The organism is Rothia nasimurium (assembly GCF_928382285.1).
In the GTDB taxonomy this organism is placed as follows: domain Bacteria; phylum Actinomycetota; class Actinomycetes; order Actinomycetales; family Micrococcaceae; genus Rothia; species Rothia nasimurium_E.
The window spans coordinates 168,360-183,976 of record NZ_CAKMSS010000005.1; the positions used below are offsets into that span (position 1 = coordinate 168,360).

At 63.0% G+C, this 15,617-nt stretch carries 12 protein-coding genes and 1 pseudogene; 9 read left to right on the forward strand and 4 right to left on the reverse strand.

The window, feature by feature from the left end; all coding sequences use genetic code 11:
• The first annotated feature begins 2 nt into the window (after positions 1–2).
• The 8 genes and pseudogenes from pheT to L6758_RS07480 all read left to right on the forward strand — a co-directional run.
• A complete protein-coding gene (gene pheT / locus L6758_RS07445) occupies positions 3–2,555 on the forward strand; it encodes a phenylalanine--tRNA ligase subunit beta (protein ID WP_237205547.1) in 2,553 nt (850 codons plus the stop codon).
• A 223-nt stretch (positions 2,556–2,778) separates the two neighbouring features.
• Positions 2,779–3,447 (forward strand): hypothetical protein, encoded by a 669-nt coding sequence (locus L6758_RS07450; protein ID WP_237205548.1) that lies wholly within the window; start codon positions 2,779–2,781, stop codon positions 3,445–3,447.
• 222 nt (positions 3,448–3,669) lie between these two features.
• On the forward strand, positions 3,670–4,713 hold the full coding sequence (argC, locus tag L6758_RS07455; protein WP_237205549.1) for an N-acetyl-gamma-glutamyl-phosphate reductase: 1,044 nt from the start codon (positions 3,670–3,672) through the stop codon (positions 4,711–4,713).
• Positions 4,710–5,927 carry a bifunctional glutamate N-acetyltransferase/amino-acid acetyltransferase ArgJ gene (argJ, locus tag L6758_RS07460; RefSeq protein ID WP_237218638.1) on the forward strand — a complete coding sequence of 406 codons (1,218 nt, stop codon included), beginning with the start codon at positions 4,710–4,712 and terminating at the stop codon, positions 5,925–5,927. The genes argC and argJ overlap by 4 nt, the downstream gene beginning before the upstream one ends.
• Before the next feature lie 13 nt (positions 5,928–5,940).
• Entirely contained in the window at positions 5,941–6,951 is a 1,011-nt protein-coding gene (gene argB / locus L6758_RS07465) for an acetylglutamate kinase (RefSeq protein WP_237197143.1), read from the forward strand.
• Positions 6,952–6,959: 8 nt separating this feature from the next.
• Positions 6,960–8,177 (forward strand): acetylornithine transaminase, encoded by a 1,218-nt coding sequence (locus L6758_RS07470; RefSeq protein ID WP_237218639.1) that lies wholly within the window; start codon positions 6,960–6,962, stop codon positions 8,175–8,177.
• A gap of 222 nt (positions 8,178–8,399) precedes the next feature.
• Positions 8,400–9,356: an ornithine carbamoyltransferase gene (gene argF / locus L6758_RS07475; protein WP_237218640.1), complete on the forward strand. Its 957-nt coding sequence runs from the start codon at positions 8,400–8,402 to the stop codon at positions 9,354–9,356.
• Between the two features lie 16 nt (positions 9,357–9,372).
• Positions 9,373–9,861: pseudogene (locus tag L6758_RS07480) on the forward strand (arginine repressor); the annotation flags it as partial.
• A gap of 108 nt (positions 9,862–9,969) precedes the next feature.
• Here L6758_RS07480 and L6758_RS07485 read toward each other — a convergent pair.
• Positions 9,970–10,368 (reverse strand): ankyrin repeat domain-containing protein, encoded by a 399-nt coding sequence (locus L6758_RS07485; RefSeq protein WP_237205553.1) that lies wholly within the window; start codon positions 10,366–10,368, stop codon positions 9,970–9,972.
• Positions 10,369–10,524: 156 nt separating this feature from the next.
• On the opposite strand from L6758_RS07485, the gene L6758_RS07490 reads away from it, so the two are divergent.
• Entirely contained in the window at positions 10,525–12,099 is a 1,575-nt protein-coding gene (locus L6758_RS07490; RefSeq protein ID WP_237205557.1) for an AMP-binding protein, read from the forward strand.
• A 29-nt stretch (positions 12,100–12,128) separates the two neighbouring features.
• On the opposite strand, the gene L6758_RS07495 is transcribed toward L6758_RS07490, so the two are convergent.
• From L6758_RS07495 to L6758_RS07505, 3 genes are read right to left on the reverse strand one after another with little or no spacing between them, the layout of a single operon-like run.
• Complete coding sequence (locus tag L6758_RS07495) at positions 12,129–13,370, reverse strand: glycerate kinase family protein (RefSeq protein ID WP_237205558.1); 1,242 nt, start codon at positions 13,368–13,370, stop codon at positions 12,129–12,131.
• Positions 13,371–13,399: 29 nt separating this feature from the next.
• Entirely contained in the window at positions 13,400–14,917 is a 1,518-nt protein-coding gene (locus L6758_RS07500) for an SLC13 family permease (RefSeq protein ID WP_237205559.1), read from the reverse strand.
• Entirely contained in the window at positions 14,914–15,576 is a 663-nt protein-coding gene (locus tag L6758_RS07505; protein ID WP_185173230.1) for a response regulator transcription factor, read from the reverse strand. The genes L6758_RS07500 and L6758_RS07505 overlap by 4 nt, the downstream gene beginning before the upstream one ends.
• Between the last annotated feature and the right edge of the window lie 41 nt (positions 15,577–15,617).

Consider the following 15,617-nt stretch of genomic DNA (forward strand, 5'->3'; position numbering starts at 1 on the left):
CCATGCGAGTACCCCTTTCCTGGCTGCGTGAATACGCGCCCGTCCCGGCCGACGCACGCGCCGAAGATGTCATGGCTACCCTGGTTACAGTTGGCCTGGAAGAAGAGGACGTCCATCGCCCCACCGACGAGCTGACCGGCCCTATCGTGGTGGGTCAGGTGCTCTCCATGGAGCCCGAAACCCACTCCAACGGTAAGACCGTTAACTGGTGCCAGGTGCGCGTTGTGCCCGAGGGCCAGAAGCAGACCCTGACCGGCAAGGGCATTGAAGAGTCCGGCGTGCAGGGCATTATCTGCGGCGCCCACAACTTCAAGCCCGGCGACAAGGTCGTTGTCACCCTGCCCGGCGCTGTACTGCCCGGCGGCTTCGCTATTACCGCCCGCAAGACCTACGGCCACAAGTCAGCCGGTATGATCGCCTCCGTCAAGGAGCTCGGCATCGGTGAGGACCACGGCGGCATCCTGGTGCTCTCCACCCTGGGGCTTGACCCCGAGATCGGCACCGACGCCATGGACTTGCTGGGTCTCTACGACGAAGCTGCTGAAGTCAACGTCACCCCCGACCGCGGCTATGGCTTCTCCATTCGCGGTATCGCCCGCGAGTACTGCCATGCTACCGGCAACGACTTCGATGACTTTGTGCTCGATTTGGCTGCCAAGGCCCCTGCTGCCAACGGCGCGGGCCTGCCCGTCACCCTGACCGACTCAGCCCCCATTCACGGCAAGGACGGCGCCACCCGCTTCGTTGCCCGCTCGGTCAGCGGCGTGGACGCAACCGCCCCCGTACCTACCTGGATGTCCTCCCGCCTGCGCCTGGCGGGCGTCCGCTCCGTCTCCCTGCCGGTGGATATTTCCAACTACGTCATGCTTGAAACCGGCCAGCCCCTGCATTTTTACGATGCAGATAAGCTGACCGGCGGCATCACCGTGCGCCGTGCCGAAGCTGGCGAGAAGCTCACCACCCTGGATGAGAAGGAACGCGAGCTTCACGCCGAAGACCTGCTGATTACCGACGAGTCCGGCCCCATCGGTTTGGCCGGCGTCATGGGCGGGGCCTCCACCGAGGTCAGCGACTCCACCACCCGTATCGTGATTGAGGCAGCCCGCTTCGATGAGGTCTCCATTGCCCGCACCGCCCGCCGCCACAAGCTCTCCTCTGAGGCCTCCAAGCGCTTTGAACGCGGCGTTGACCCCCAGATTCAGGCAGCTGCCGCCCAGCGGGCCGTTGACCTGCTGGTTGAGCTGGCTGGTGCAAATGCTGACGAGGGCGTGACGGACGCCGGTGGCAGCTTTACCCCCACCGTCATCTCCCTGCCCGCCGACTACACCGCAGGCCGTATCGGCATCGACTACACCCAAGAGCAGATCGTTGGCTCCCTGGAACAGATCGGTGCCAGTGTTGAGGTAGCTGAGGGATCCTACGAGGTCACTGTGCCTTCCTGGCGCACCGACCTGGGCGCTAAGGAAGATCTGACCGAGGAAGTTGCCCGTCTGGTCGGCTACGACCAGATTCCCTCCACCCTGCCTGTGGCCCCTCCCGGCCGCGGCTACACCGTTGAGCAGACCCTGCGCCGCCGGGCCCTGAACGCCCTGGCAGCATCGGGTCTGACCGAGGTCTTTGCCTACCCCTTCGTCTCCGATGAAGACAACAACCTCTGGGCTTCCCCGGTTGCCGGTGAGCCGGTGGACTCCATCCGCCTGGCTAACCCCATCTCGTCCGCCCAGGGCTGGATGCGCCGCTCCCTGCTGCCCGGTCTGACCGAGGTGCTCTCCCGCAACCTCTCCCGCGGCTTCAAGAACCTGGCCATCTACGAGACCGGCTCCGTCTTTATCCCCGGCACCCAGCTGGGGTCAGCCTCAATCCCCGGCCTGGGCGTCAAGCCCGCCGACGAGGTTCTGGCAGATTTGAACGCCGGTATTCCCGACCAGCCCCGCCACATCGCCGGTCTTTTCGCCGGTGCTGAGCACGAGGAAACCCCGGGCATTACCGCCCGTGCCTTTGACTGGCGCGATGCCCTGGACTCTGTGCTGCTGGTAGCCGATGCCGCAGGTGTGAAGCTCACCGTTGCCAACGGCGAACACCAGGCCTTCCACCCCGGCCGCACCGCCGTGCTCAAGAACGCAGCCGGTGAGGTCATCGCCTACGCCGGTGAGCTGCACCCCAAGCTACTGGCCAAGCTGAACCTGCCCGAGCGCACCAGTGCCTTCGAGCTCAACTTCACCGCCCTCATCGCCCAGGCTGGTGAGGCGGTCCAGGCTACCGGTATCTCCGGCTACCCGGCAGCGAACCAGGACGTTGCCCTGGTCGTCGACGCTGCGGTTCCTGCCGCTGACGTGGCCGCAGCCCTGGCTGAGGGCGCCGGGGAGTTGCTCGAGGACGTCCGCGTCTTCGACGACTACCGCGGCACCGGCATCGAAGAGGGCAAGAAGTCCCTGGCCTTCGCCCTGCGTTTCCGTGCCACCGACCGCACCCTGACCGCCGACGAGGCCTCTGCGGCCCGTGAAGCAGGCGTTGCCCTGGCTGCCGAACGCTTCGGCGCGGTACAGCGAGCCTAAGCACCGCAAACCCTCACACAAGGGGTGGAGCCCGACGGACGCGCGTCCGCCGGGCTCTTTGCGTGCAGCGGGTGGGTTGTGGTGAAGTTCAGGGCAGCGCCTGGGAGGCACCGCTGAAAAAGCTGACCCTTCTGTGAGACCGATAAGCCTTTTAGGGGCTGACGCGATAGAATGGACTTCCGCCTTCATCTAGGCAATCACCCACAACCTCTGGAGATGCACCGTGAGCGATCAGCGTTACCTCGAAGACCGCGATAACTTCGACGAAGATGACCGCACCGACGACTTCTTCACCTTCGCGGAAGAGGAAGAAGACTACGAGGAACCCCGCGGCCCGCTCGGTCCCAAGCTGGCAGCTGCCGGCATCATGATTCTTGCGTCAATCTTCGCGATTATTCTGCTGATTGGCGGTGTGCGCACTTTCAACGAGGCCCGCGCTAATGAGGGCTACGAGGGGCGTTCCTGGGTGATGACCGGTACGTTTGAAAAGGTCACTAGCGACTTGCAGGGTGATAACAACGTTGCCATCTACACCGGTATTCTGCCCGATAACACCGCTATGACCGGTAAGACCTTCATCTCTGATATTGCCGACCCGGCACAGGTTAACCCGGGCTCTACCGTGGAGTTCCGCGGCTCCCAGACCGGCACCGTCAGTGCTGACTTCCCCGAGACCGTTGATGCCCTGCTGGTGCAGACTGACGACAGCCACCTGACTGTGGCCCGCACCGGTGAAGAGGGGAGCCTGGTGCCGGTGACCGAAGATACCGTTGCGTCGCAGAAGCGAAGCGCCATGCTGCGTCTTGCCGGTGCGATTCTGGTCTTTGGCGCCGGTGTTGCCGGTACCTTCATGATGATCCGCAAGCGCAAGAACACCGAGATGCTCGACTAGGTTGAGCTGTTTCCCCTCACCTTCAACACCAAGGGGACCGCATTTTTAAAAAGGGACCGCACATTATGCGGTCCCTTTTTGGTTTTCAGGTCCCCTTGTGTGTGTGGGGGGGGGGGGAGGGATGGGCGGACGCGCGTGGGCGGCTTAGGACCCGCCGGTTCACATTGCGAAACGTAGTGCATAAATATTTACTGCCATGCAAAAACATGCAAATATGGTGCTATGACTATTACCGTAGCTGTCACAGGAGCCACCGGGTACGCCGGTGGCGAGATTTTGCGCCTACTGGCAACCCACCCCCACGTTGAGGTGAAAACCGTGGCCGCGCACTCGTCCGCTGGTGCCCGCCTGGGCGACCTTGCCCCCCACCTTCGCGCCTACGCCGATCTGGTCGTTGCCGACACCACCGCCGAGGCCCTGAGCGGGCACGACGTTGTCTTCATGGCCCTACCCCACGGCGCCAGCGCCGAGATCGCGGCCCAGCTGCCCGAGAACACCCTGGTCATCGACGCCGGGGCAGATCACCGCCTTGACAGCGCGGACGCCTGGGTCAAGTTCTACGGCTCAGAGCACTCCGGTACCTGGCCCTACGGCCTGCCCGAACTGCCCACCGCCACCGGCAAACAGCGCGATAACCTCGTGGGCACCAAGCGGGTTGCGGTGCCCGGGTGCTACCCCACGGCGTCCATCCTGGCCCTGGCTCCCGGTTTTGCCGCCGGTCTGCTCGAACCCACCGACGTGGTTATCGTTGCCGCTTCAGGTACATCAGGGGCAGGGAAGAGCCTCAAGACCCACCTGCTCTCAGCAGAGGTCATGGGTGGCATGAGCCCCTACGGGGTCGGTGGCTCCCACCGGCATACCCCTGAAATCGAAGAGAAGCTCACCCACATCGCGGGGGAGCAGGTGCAGATTTCCTTTACGCCCACACTGGCCCCCATGCCCCGCGGTATCCTGGCTACCGCAACCGCGCGCGTCCGCCCCGGCGTGACCGAAGCCCAGCTCCGAGAAGCCTGGCAGCAGGCCTACGCCGACGAAAAGTTCGTGCACCTGCTCCCCGAAGGGCAATGGCCCACCACCAAGAGCGTGCAGGGCTCCAACCACGCCGAAATGCAGCTGGCCTTCGACGCCCACGCCGGGCGCGTGATCGTCACCAGCGTCATCGACAACCTAGCCAAGGGCACTGCCGGCGGTGCCATCCAGTCCATGAACATTGCCCTCGGGCTCCCCGAAAACGCAGGTCTGCTCCAGGAAGGACTCGCACCGTGACCGACACTATCCACCAGATTGAAGGCGTAACTACCCACGGCGTGACCTTCCCCCGCGGCTTCCGTGCTGCCGGCGTCCGCGCCGGTATTAGCGCTGTTGAGGGTAAGAAGGACGTCGCTCTGGTCGTCAACGACGGTCCGGTCAAAAACGCCGCCGCGGTCTTTACCAGCAACCGCTTTGCTGCCGCCCCCGTGCTGTGGAGCCAGCAGGTCATCAGCGACGGGCGGGCGGACGCCGTCCTGCTCAACTCCGGCGGTGCCAACGCCTGCACCGGAGCCCCCGGCTTCCAAGATACCCACGCCTCCGCTGAGCTCGTTGCTGACCTGCTCAATATCTCGGCAGGCGACGTGCTGGTCTGCTCCACCGGCCTGATCGGCGAGCGCCTGCCCATGGACAAGCTCACCGCGGGCGCAAAGGACGCCGCCGCCTCCCTGGGCGTGAGCTCCGGCTCTTCGCTGGCGGCGGCTGAAGCTATCATGACCACCGATACCGTCTCAAAGCAGGCCGCTATCGGTGTGGAAATCGAAGAGGGCGGCGCTTACCTTATCGGCGGTATGGCCAAGGGCGCAGGTATGCTCGCCCCGGGGCTGGCTACCATGCTGGTGGTCATCACCACCGACGCCCTGGTCTCACCCGACAACCTCGACACCGCCCTGCGCGAGGCCGTTCGTCTGAGCTTCAACCGGGCCGACTCCGACGGCTGCATGTCGACCAACGACACCGTTATCCTTATGAGCTCTGGCGCCTCTGATATCGAACCCGACCTGGGCGTCTTCACTGAAGCCCTTACCAAGGTCTGCCAGGACCTCGCCCTGCAACTCATTGGGGACGCCGAGGGCGCCAGCCACGACATCCACGTGCGCACCCTGGGCGCCGCCAGCGAAGCGGACGCCGAAGAAGTCTCCCGGGCAGTATCCCGCTCCAACCTCTTCAAAACCGCCATCTTCGGCAACGACCCCAACTGGGGCCGCATCCTCTCCGAAGTCGGCACCACCTCAGCCACCTTCGACCCCGATAGGGTCAACGTCACCATCAACGGCGTGCAGGTCTGCACCGGCGGCGGCATCGGCCAAGACCGCTCCCTCGTTAACCTCGCTGCAGACCGCAAAGTAACCGTCGACATCGACCTGGGCGCAGGCCAGCACGAAGCCACCATCTGGACCAACGACCTCACCCACGACTACGTCCACGAAAACTCCGCCTACTCCAGCTAACCGAAAGATCCCCATGGCAGAGCAAAAAAACGCCCACGCCCGCTTCGACACCGCCCAACAAAAAGCCAAAACCCTCATGGAAGCCCTACCCTGGATCCAACAGTTCCGGGGCAAAATCATGGTCTTCAAATACGGGGGCAACGCCATGATCTCCGAAGAGCTGCGTGCCGCCTTCGCCGAAGACATGGTCTTCTTACGAACCATCGGCATCTGCCCCGTCGTCGTGCACGGCGGCGGCCCCCAAATCACCGCCATGCTCACCAAACTCGGCATCGAAAGCGAGTTCCGCGGCGGCCTGCGCTACACCACCCCCGAAGCCATGGACGTCGTCCGCATGGTACTCACTGGCCAAGTAGCCCGCGAACTCGTCTCCCTCATCAACGCCCACGGCCCCTTCGCCGTCGCCATGAGCGGCGAGGACGGCGGGCTCCTACGCGCCCGCCGCATCGGCACCGTGGTGGACGGCCAAGAAGTCGATCTCGGTCTTGTTGGTGAAGTGGTCGGCGTGAACACCACCGCCATCATGTCCATGATCCAGGCCGGCAAAATCCCCGTCATCTCCTCCGTCGCCCCCGAAATGCACGACCCCGAAAAGTACCCCGAACACAACCACGGGCTTGCCGGGCTCACCGGAGAAATCCTCAACGTCAACGCAGACACCGCCGCCGCAGCCGTCGCCGCCGCCCTCGGAGCCGAAAAACTCGTCGTCCTCACCGACGTCGAGGGCCTTTATGCCAACTGGCCCGACAAAGACTCCCTCATCTCTTCCCTCACCGTCAGTGAACTACGCGAGATGCTCCCCAGCCTAGTCTCCGGTATGATCCCCAAAATGAGCGCCTGCCTGCAGGCCGTAGAACAGGGCGTACCCAGAGCCTCCATCGTCGACGGACGCCTCGCCCACTCGCCCCTCCTCGAAATCTTCACCGACCGCGGCATCGGCACCCAGCTCACCCCCGACAACGTCGACGACACCCCCTGGCACCACCCGGCCCCTGACTTCCAGGTCAAGCCGGTGACTTATTAGGACTACCCATGACACAAGAAAACCTCCTAGCCGACTACCGGAACGACCTCCTGGGGGTCTTTGGCGACCCCTCCCTGGTGCTGGTTTCGGGGCAGGGCTCACGCGTGACGGACGCCGACGGGACCACCTACCTTGACCTACTCGGCGGTATCGCCGTCAACGCTCTTGGCCATGCCCACCCCGCCTGGGTAAAAGCCGTCAGCGAGCAGGCCGCAACCCTGACCCACATCTCCAACTTCTTCACCAGCCCCCAACAGATCTCCCTAGCCCACCGCCTGCTGGGCTACCTGGGCACCGAGTCGGGCCGCGTCTTCTTCTGCAACTCCGGCACCGAAGCCAACGAAGCTGCCTATAAACTCGCCCGCCGCCACGGCAACCTCCACGGCAAAGGCACCATCCTCGCCCTTGACCACGGCTTCCATGGGCGAACTATCGGGGCTCTTTCCCTCACCTGGAAACCCGCCTACCGTGAGCCCTTCGAACCGCTTCCCACCGGCATCAAACATATTCCTGCTACCCTCGAAGCCCTCGAAGAAAATCTGACCGACGACGTCGCTGCCCTCATCGTCGAACCCATCCAGGGGGAGGCCGGCGTCCTGCCCCTGCCCGCAGGCTACCTCACCCGCGCCCGCGAACTCACCCGCGACAAGGGCGCCCTGCTGATCGTGGACGAAGTCCAAACCGGCATGGGTCGTACCGGCCGCTGGTACGAACACTCCCGTGAACTAACCGGCGACAACCTGCCCGACGCCATCACCCTCGCCAAGGGGCTGGGTGGAGGCTTCCCCATTGGCGCCATGATCGTGGTCGGCGACGACAACGCCCGCACTCTCGAAGCCGGTATGCACGGCACCACCTTCGGCGGCAACCCCCTGGCCACCGCAGCAGCAACAGCAACCCTCGAAACTATCGAAGCCGAGCACCTGCTCGATGCCGCCGCCCAACGAGGCTCAACCTTCAGAGCCGCTATCGAAGAACTAGACGGCGTAGCAGAAACCAGGGGAGCGGGCCTGCTGGTTGGCATCGTCCTCACAGACGAAGCAACTGATACCGGCGCGCCCCTGGCACCTGCCTTTGTCGCCGCCGCCCGAGCAGCAGGCTTCATCGTCAACGCTCCGGACGCCCGCACCGTCCGCATCGCCCCCGCCCTCACCATTACCGACGCCGAACTGGCAGAGTTCACCGCTGCCTTCCCCACTATTCTGGCTGAGGCGCGACAGCAGTAAATGCGGATGGAAAAATGTCGGTGAACATCGCGGATGCCTTTCTGCCGACTAACCTTCTCACAGGCTCGCTAGCGCTCGCATGTGATTCATGCCAGCCCCAGCCAGTCGGCGTAAAAGGCATCCGCGATGCCTACTCTTATTCACAAACTGCATAACTATCAGTAACTGTGCATATAATGAAAGGTCAGCTGAAACGCTGCCCCCCAACCCTAGGAGAAAACCGTGGTACGCCACTTCCTCAAAGACACCGACCTCACCCCCGCCGAACAGGCACAGGTGCTCGATCTGGCTGCCTCCATGAAGGCCGACCGCTACGGCTACAAGCCGTTGGCCGGGCCCCAAACCGCCGCCGTCATCTTTGACAAGACCTCTACCCGTACCCGCTTCTCCTTCCACGCCGGTATCGCAGAACTCGGCGGCAACCCCCTGATTGTTAACCCCGGCGAAGCCCAGCTTGGCCATAAGGAAACCATTTCAGATACCGCTAAGGTGGTCTCCCGCATGGTCTCCACCATCGTCTGGCGCACCTACGCCCAGGCGGGTCTCGAAGAAATGGCTGAGCACTCCCGCGTGCCCGTCATTAACGCCCTCTCCGATGACTACCACCCCTGCCAGATTCTCGCTGACCTGCTCACCATCCGCGAGCACAAGGGCAAGCTGGCCGGCCTCACCATGGTTTACCTGGGCGATGCCGCCAACAACATGGCTAACTCCTACCTGCTCGGTGGCGCCACCGCGGGCATGCACGTTCGTATCGCTGGCCCCGAGGGTTACCTTCCCGCCGACTCCGTCGTCGCAGAAGCCCAGCAGCGAGCAGCCGAAACGGGCGGCTCAATCCTGGTCACCACCGACCCCGACCAGGCCCTGGCCGGCGCTGACGTCGTCATCACCGACACCTGGGTCTCCATGGGCCAAGAGGACGAAAAAGAAGCCCGCGCCCAAGTATTCAAGCCCTACACCGTCAACACCGAGGCTATGAATAGGGCTGATTCCAACGCTATCTTCCTCCACTGCCTTCCCGCCTACCGCGGCTACGAAGTCACCGCCGACGTCATCGACGGGCCCGCCTCCGTCGTCTTCGACGAAGCAGAAAACCGCCTCCATGCTCAAAAAGCCCTCATGGCCTTCCTGCTCGCCGAGTCCAACCTAGCCACCGACGTCCGCACCGCTCTTAGCTAAACCGACCAGAAAAAGAGAAGAAACAATGGCGATTCCCTCCACCAAAACCGCGCGGCAAGCCCGCATCATCGAGGTGCTCCAAACCCACCGCGTGCGCTCGCAGGCCGAACTAGCCCAGCTGCTCACCGACGACGGGCTCAAAGTCACCCAGGCGACCCTTTCCCGCGACCTGGTGGAAATTGGCGCCGAGCGCGTGCGCGACGAAAAATCGGGGCTAATCTACGCCGTACCTAACCACCCCGTCCGTCGGAGCACCCAGGAAGGCCCCGACGCTCGCCTCGTTTCCCTCTTCAAAGAACTGCTCGTGACCGCCGAGGCCTCAGCCAACCTGGTCATCCTGCGTACCCCGCCGGGCGCAGCCCAGTTCCTGGCCTCAGCTATTGACCAGGCCGGGCTAGAGCCCCTGCTGGGGTCCATCGCGGGCGACGACACCGTCATGGTCATTACCCGCGACCCCAACGGCGGCGAGAAGGTGGCCTCTCTCTTCCTGGAATGGGCGGCCTAGCCCTCAGTCCCGGCTGAGCAAACACTAAGCCCCGGTCTTCATCGTCGAAGACCGGGGCTGAACTATAGGGCGTAGGCGGGGACCCGGCGTTGGCGCCGGTCTAACCCATTACCCTTCAAAAAGCTTCTTCATCTCGGCAAGGTCGAAGAACTCGGCAACATCTGCGGGAGTCTGCGAGCCCAGGGTTTCATCGGCACCGGCGTCGAGCAGCATGCGGGCGATGGGCAGATTGTTACGGAAGGTAGCGCATACCAGGGCGGTCTGACCCCGCTCATTGAGGCGGTCAAGGTCAGCGCCCTCGTTGATGAGCAGCTGAACTAGGTCAGCGTGTTCGTGGTAGGCCGCTAGGATGAGCAGAGTATCGCCCTTGGCATTGGTGAGATCAACGGGGACGCCCTGGTCAAACAGAGATTTCAGGGCTACCGGCTTGTTGTCCCGTGCCAGGTCGAAGACCGAGTTGAGGAAGTCGATGTCCTGCTCGGTCAGGCTATGGTTCGCGTCTGTCATACCTTCACTTTCTCAGAAAGCAAGCCCCTTTAGCAACCCTGTCTAGACCACCCTACAGCTCATGCCAATCTTATTTAGAACTTTCGTTCAGAAGCTTTCGACAAGCCTGTATGAAAGAATGGGCAATGCCGCTCAGCCCCTCAGGAAAGGCTCACCGTGGAAACCAAGGATGCCCAGCAATCAGCTGATTGCTCACCCCAGAACAATATTGCCGCCCTGCTACAGGCCCGTGCCGCTGACAATCGCACTGCCCTGACCTGGGCAGGTGGGGCCATGACCTATAGACAGCTAGCACAGTACACGGGGAGCCTGCTCAACTGGTTGCGCGAGCGCGGGGTAGCAGCTGGCGACAGGGTGGCCCTTGCCCTGCCTAATGTGCCCGCGATGGTGGGGCTCTACTACGGTGCCCTGGCCCTGGGCGCTGTGGTGGTTCCCATGCACCCGCTGCTGTCAGCCCGTGAAGCTGCTTATCAGGTACAGGACGCCGGCGCTCGGCTCCTGGTTGCCGCTGCCGGGACCCGGGTGGGGCAGGAACTTGACCAGATTCAGGTTGAGGTGGGGGAGCAGGTAGCCCTTGAGCTGCTTTCACCCGAGGCCATGTTCGGCGCGGACGTCCCCGAGCCGCTCTCCTGGGAAGTGCAGCCGGTTGCCGCGACCGAACCTGCCGTTATTCTCTACACCTCAGGTACTACCGGGGCACCCAAGGGGGCAACCCTCACCCACGCTAATATGCTCTCTAATGCTCTGACCTGCGTAGAGGTTTTTGGTTTTACACCTGATGATGTGATTTTTGGTGGCCTGCCCCTCTTCCATGCCTTCGGTCAGACCGTCTCGATGAATGCCGTTCTGGCTGCTGGCGCTGCTATTGCCCTGTTACCGCGTTTCACACCGGGGGGTGCAGCCCAGCTCTGTGCCGCTGCGGGCGTCACCATCTTTGCAGCCGTTCCCACCATGTACAGCGCCCTAGCTAGCTACCTGGGCACCGACCCTGCCCTGACGCACCGCTTGCGGGGGCGCGTCCGCTTCGGCATATCGGGCGGGGCTGCCCTGCCCGCCTCCGTCCACGCTGATATTGAGCGTCTGGTAGCCTTCCCCATCTACGAGGGCTATGGCCTGAGCGAAACTGCACCCGTTGTGTCATTCAACCGGGCTGAATACGGCCTGGTCATTGGTTCTGTCGGCAGGGCCCTACCCGGGGTAGACGTGAAAGTGGTCGATAGGCAGGGCCAGTCGCTGGCTACCGGTGAAGCGGGTGAACTGTGGGTGGCCGGGCCCAACGTCATGGCCGGCTATTGGGGGCGTCCCGAGGCCAGTGCCGCGGTGCTCAAGGGCCGCTGGTTTGCTACCGGCGATGTAGCCCGACTCGATGAGGCGGGAAATATCTTTATCGTTGACCGCCTCAAAGACATGATCTTGCGTAACGGCAACAGCGTCTACCCGCGGGAAATTGAGGACGTCCTCTACACCCACCCCGCTGTCCAGCTGGCAGCCGTGGTGGGGCAGCCCTCTGAGACCGTGGGCGAAGAAATTGTGGCGGTAGTGGTGCCGCGCGAACCCCTGGACGCTTCGCAGCAGGCTGAGCTGACCGCGTCCCTCGATCAGCTGGCCCGCCGGGAACTTGCCGCCTACAAGTACCCGCGTCGCTATGTTTTCAAAGAGGAGCTGCCGCTGGGGCCCACCGGCAAAATCTTGAAGCGGGTACTGGCAGAGGCCCTCACCCAGGAAGCCTAGGGGAGAGCCTCTACCGTACGCCGGTTACTTTAGGCGGCGACCAGCTGCGCTCGGCGGGACTGCATGGAGGCCGAGAGCGAAGCACCCAGCAGAATCATGCGGAAGGTGCGCTCTGCCGAGTCGGTCAGCAGCTCTTCACCGTTGACCAGGGCATCTTCAAGGTCCATGGGCAGGGGGATAATCGAGGCGAAAGCGTCGATGCCGGCATCGTGCACGCGGTAGGCCTTCTTACCGATAGAGCCAGCCAGCGCGAGTACCGGGGCGCCCGAACCCTGGGCGCGGGCGGCGATTTCTGCAGGAACCTTGCCCTTGGGGGTCTGGAAGTCGATAGCGCCTTCTGCGGTAACGACCAGGTCAGCGTGGCGGATTTCTTCATCAAGGTTGATGCCGGCCAGTCCGGAGTCGATGAGGGCCTCAAAGCGCGGGGTGAGCTCGGCACCGATGAAAGCCAGCCCTGCCCCCAGACCGCCGGAAGCGCCGGTGCCTGCGCCGGTGTGGAAGTCCATGTGCAGCTTGCCGTCGGTCATGGTCTCGTAGGTCTCTTCCAGCAGGTTGGCCCAGTGGGTTAGGGCCGCATCCAGCTGTTCAACCTGCTCGGGGGTTGCCCCCTTCTGGGGGCCAAAGACGCGGGCAACGCCCTTGGGGCCGGTCAGGATGTTGTGCTGGTTGAGAGCCAGGACGATGCGCACCTGGGAAAGGCGGGGGTGCAGACCGGAGTAGTCGATGGACGCAGCCTCGGTCAGGTGGGCACCGCCCAGGGGGATTTCTTCTCCGGCCTCGTTGAGAATACGGGCACCCAGTGCTGAGAGGGCACCGGCACCGCCGTCTGAGGTGCCTGAGTCGCCGCAGCCTACCAGTACGGTGTGTACGTCTTCGTTATCGAGTGCCGCAGCAATGAGCTGCCCCACCCCGTAGGTGGTGGTTTCAGCGGGGTTACGCAAATCCTTAGGTACCAGGGAGAGCCCCGCTGCCGCTGCCATTTCAACGACCGCGACGCCGTCCTGAGCACCGCCGAGCAGGGCGTAGTGGGAACGAACCTGCTGGCCTACCGGGCCGGTGACCTTGGTGTGCACGAGCTTGCCGCCGGTGGAGCCAGCCAGCATCTTTGCGGTGCCCTCGCCGCCGTCGGGAATCGGCATGGTCACGGTGTTGACGCCGGGAATGACGCGGCGGATACCGGACGCAATGGCGTCCGCTACAACATCAGCTTCAAGAGAGCCCTTGAAACCGGAAGGTGCGATCAGAATGCGCTGGGGAATGGACATAGTCATGGTATTTCTCCTTGTAAAGGTGTGGTGATTTAGAGGTAGAGCGGCAGGCCCAGGGCCGGCCAGATGAAGAAGGCGAAGCCGGCAATGAGCGCTGCGTGGAGCGGTGCCAGCCAGGCCGAAAGCTTGAGAAGGTCGGACGGGGTGTAGGTTGGGCGGCCGTCAATGGTGGCAAAGAGGGCTACCGGCTTAGCGCTGGAGGTCAGCGTGTGGCAGAATCCGGCGGCTGCGGTTGAGATGAAGGCGGCTGCTACCGGGTTGACCCCCAGGGGGATGGCGGCGGTGATAATCAGGGGGACGAGCACAGCCGAACGGGCTGAGCGGGACTGAATCACCAGGTGAGCCACCGTTGAGAGGGCAATGACGAGAAGTACAAAGGCCGCTGCGCCGCTGCGTCCTAGCCCCGAAACCGGGGCGAAGATTGACTCTGCCAGCCAGGTCGCTGCCCCCGATTCCGAGAGAGCGGTACCAATGGCCAGGGTTGTGGCCATGAAGATGAGCATGGGCCAGGGAGCCTTTTTGAGAGCAGCAGCCAGCTTGACCGAACCGAAACGGGGAGCGCTGGCAGCCAGCGCGCCGAGCACGGCCACAATTACCGGGTCTACCCCGTGAAAGGACTCTGTGCACCAGAGCAGAATTGCAATGCCGAGTACCAGGGCTATGTTTTTCTCTGCCTGGGTGAGGGAGCCTCGTACAGGAGTGCTGCCTTCGGTTTCAAAGTCTGCCAGGTCGATATGGAGTTTTGCCGGGGCGTCATCGCGGGTGGGGAAGAGGATGAAGACCAGCTCGGTGACCAGGAGTGAGGCAAGCAGGCCTAGACCCGAGCCCAGAATGATCCATTCGAGGAAGCCGATGGTTTCTAGCCCGTAGGCCACCAGGATTTCGGCGGTGACCAGGTGGGCACCTGCACCGATAAACGAGGCAACCGCTGAGACCAGGATGGTGGAGGGCGCTAGGATTCCCAGGGCCTTGACCAGCTTGGGGCGGTCGGGCATAGCTTCTGCCATGGCCAGGTAGATGGGCAGGGCGAGGGCTGCTCGGCCTGAAGGTGAGGGGACTAGGTAGACGGTCAGAAAGAGGGCTAGGTTGTAGAGGTGGGCGAGCTGGCGCGGGGTGCGGGCCAGGGCTACAAGTCGGGCGGTGAGACGGCGGGTGAGACCTGAGGCGGTCAGAGCCTGGGCCATCACCACAGCTGCCACCAGCAACCAGACAGCCGAAGTGCCCAGTGAAGCGGTGAACTGGTCGGTGCTGATAATGCCGGTCAGCACCAGAGCTACCGCAGCTGCGAGTGAGACGTAGGTGTCTGACAGCGGACTGAACACCCAGGCCCAGATTGCCAGGATGAAGATGGCAAGGGTGAGGGCGCCCTCAAGGGAGAGCTCGGTGGAGGTCATCCCGGTGACGGTAGTAGCACCGATGAGGAGCACCGCAACGAAGAACGAGATGAGTAGCTTACCGGTGATAAAACTGGGCTTGACGATGGTCAGCGGCGCGGTATCTACTGCCGGTTCGTGGGCAGGTGCATTGGTTGATGAATATAGAAGTTTCATACGAATCGGTACCCTGCCCCTCGGACGGTGGCGATATAGTCATCACCAATTTTTTTGCGGAGTGCGCGAATGTAGACGTCGACGATGTTGGAGTTAGGGTCAAAGTCCATGCCCCACACCTGGCCCAGGAGCTGCTCGCGCGAGAGCACCTGGTTCTTGTGCCTCATAAAGGTCTCGAGCAGGGCGAATTCACGGCTGGTGAGTTCAGCGATAGTGCCGTTGACGGTGACCTGGCGGGTCAGCACGTTGAGCTCAAGGTTGCGGTGGGCCAGGGTCGAGGCATTGGTTTCTTCGCGGTTGGTGTCGAGCAAGCGCAGACGGATGCGGGCTAAGAGCTCAGCGAACTGGAAGGGCTTGGTCATGTAGTCGTTGGCGCCGTTTTCAAGACCTTCGAGGGTGTCTGAAACGGAGTCACGGGCGGTGAGCATGATGATGGGGGTGGTGATGCCTTCAGCCCGCAGGGACTTCATGATGGTAAAACCGTCCATACCGGGAAGCCCCACATCGAGAATGATGAGGTCGAAATCGCTGACCTTAGCCAGGGCATAGGCTGAGCGGCCTTCGTCGATGAGGGTTGAGGTGTAGCCTGCTGATTTCAGGCCCTTGACGATGAAGGACGAGATGCGCGGGTCATCTTCAACAATCAGGATATGGCTCATGGCGGGGCTTCTTTCTGATGGTGCGGTCTGGTCTAAGAGTT